The sequence below is a fragment of the Anaplasma marginale str. Florida genome (genome assembly GCF_000215485.1).
Classification (GTDB): Bacteria; Pseudomonadota; Alphaproteobacteria; order Rickettsiales; family Anaplasmataceae; genus Anaplasma; species Anaplasma marginale.
Genome location: NZ_AFMS01000204.1, coordinates 1 through 2,352, shown reverse-complemented (window position 1 = coordinate 2,352; position 2,352 = coordinate 1). Strand labels below are relative to the sequence as shown.

At 52.6% G+C, this 2,352-nt stretch carries 2 protein-coding genes; both read right to left on the bottom strand.

Features of this window, described 5'->3' with window-relative positions; genetic code table 11:
* Positions 1 to 22: 22 nt before the first annotated feature.
* The gene (locus GAC_RS05305) at positions 23 to 1,234 is read right to left on the bottom strand and encodes a P44/Msp2 family outer membrane protein (protein WP_012659134.1); all 1,212 of its coding nucleotides are present in this window, start codon (positions 1,232 to 1,234) and stop codon (positions 23 to 25) included.
* Between the two features lie 61 nt (positions 1,235 to 1,295).
* Positions 1,296 to 2,352: P44/Msp2 family outer membrane protein (locus GAC_RS05300; RefSeq protein WP_037349758.1), on the bottom strand; the 1,057-nt coding region annotated here is incomplete at its 5' end.

Here is a 2,352-nt window from a genome sequence, read left to right as displayed (position 1 = left end):
AAGAGCACACAATCAGCGGGCGCTACGCGAGTATAAATCTCAAACCCGCCTCCAGTGCCAGGTAATGCAACCCAAAGGACACGCGTGCCTTGACATCTTCCCTCTCAACATATTCACTATAATCTGACGCTGCAGACAGCGTAGACACGCGGCACCGTTCGCTGTACTCCACAGCCCTCCGGTACGCTCCATCGACAAAAACCCTAGCCCGTGGAGAGAGCTCGTAACTCACGCCCAGTTTTGCACCATATGTAAACTTCGGAGCACTGTTCTCGGCCACCTTCAAAAAGCTCATCCCGATGCTAACACAGCCGTATGGGGACAAACCCCTCACGTTAACAGTAGAAATATCATAACAGTAGTTTGCGCCAAAAGTGTTGGCCACGACCGCAGGTATTTTGATCCTGTATCCACCAATGCCGCCAAGGGCAATTCCAATCATGTGCGCCTTTTCAACAATTTCACGCTCTTCCGCACCAACCCTGGCTGCAGCAGCAAGCAGCAGCGCAGCCCTTCTCCTGGTTTCCGCGGCACCAAGACCCCCTGATCCATACTTGCGCCCCCACGCCCGAGCAACAATTTGAGTCGCCGCTAAAGCATCTTCGCGGGTCGTTCCTGTGTGTGCCAGAGCACCTCCCTCACGATGCGCTGTCTTCCTCTGCTGGATCGCAGTGTTCAGCGCACTGAATAAAGCATCAAGATCCGCATGTTCGACAGTCAGGTCGTGTAGTGACTTCACAGCTTGATTATCGGTATCACCGGCACTTCTCTGCCCTGTAGCAAACCGTACCACTGCATCATCTACAAGAAGGAATATTGAGTCTCCCTTGGCCCACGTTCTGCCACTCACCTTCATGACGGGAAAGCGCTCACATGCTGCTTCAAACTCCAATCTACTATTTGAGTGGCGCACCCCTACACTTCCCACCATTCCAAACAAGCTCCTGCGCTGGAATTTTATTGGGTATTTACTCCCCTTAGTGCCTGACCCTTCCCAATCGAAGTCAAAGGGGGAAGTTTCCCAGCTACCAACGGCATCTTTCCGGTAAGGCAATGCAGCATCCGCCGCACCGGGAACTTCAGCGTAGAAATCCGCCACATCCCCAAATGCCGGGGCAAGCCCAAATCCTAAGTAAAAGTCAGTATCATCACCACCAAACCCTGCCGCAACAGCAGACGAACCAAACGCAAGAGCCCCAGCTACAACCGCGCTCAACAGAAAAGACCTAACCACCTCACCCTCCGTACATCAGCAACACATAGCCCCCACTGGAGGAGAACACAATCAGTAGACGCTACGTGAGTATAAACCTCAGGCCCACTTCTCCAGCGAGATTCAGCACCCCAAAAGAGATCCGAGCCTCCTCATTCCTTGCGTAGTCTGCATGGCCTCCCGCCGCCGCCACAGACCCACTATCAGCCCCCATAGGAATAACGGGCAAGTTAAAATCATAATTCGCAGTTCTATGCAGCACCCCGCCAACAAACACCGATGCAGCGCGAGATAATTTGTAGCTCACACCAAGCTTCAACTCAGCACCAAATTCCGCAACATTCTTCCCGGCCCCGCGTACAAAGCTTACCCCCATTCCAGCACAACCGTACGCATCCAAGTTCCGAGTAGCCGCGGCCGTAAATAGATTCGACAGCGCAAGATCGCGACACCCAACAACCGTAACAGCGGTGAGCTCAACAGCAGAAATCGCCACAACCCCGCTGTCCCCATACTCACCCAGGGCACGCCGCGCTTCGTCCTTATCGCTATATGAAAGATATGGCCAGACCTTAGGCAACGCCTGCCCCAACATGGTATGTAGCCGTTCGACAACATCCGGCTTACTTGACCAGTTGCGGCCGGGCATGGTCGCCGACCCAACATAGTTAAGCAACATCTTCGCGCTTGCTGCTTCTGCCTTCCGTCCGGATTCAGATAGCCCATTCAGGCCACGGCGGAGTGCGAGCAGAAGATTGTTAAGCCTCTTACCTTCTTCCACGGACTTACCATCGCCGGCATTAGTACTAATGTAGGGGCGCAACCACCTCACAAGATCTGCACTACGCTTCCCTAGCAACAAGAACAAAGAGTTTCCTTGTTTCCAATGTCTACCACTAACTTCAGAAACAGAAAACTCTTGCCCAATCACTCCAAGCTCTATCCTAGTGTCACCCAGAGCATAGCCTACAGCTCCAGTGACACCATATGGGCTTATACGTTTAAACTTTATTGGATCATCACCAGGAGCACCTCCGTTCTTACCCCACCAGTCAAAGCTAGACCAGGATAATACTTCATCACCTGATACATCTTTCTTATAGGGCAGGACATACCAAGTCTCTCCAGGAATGCCAACA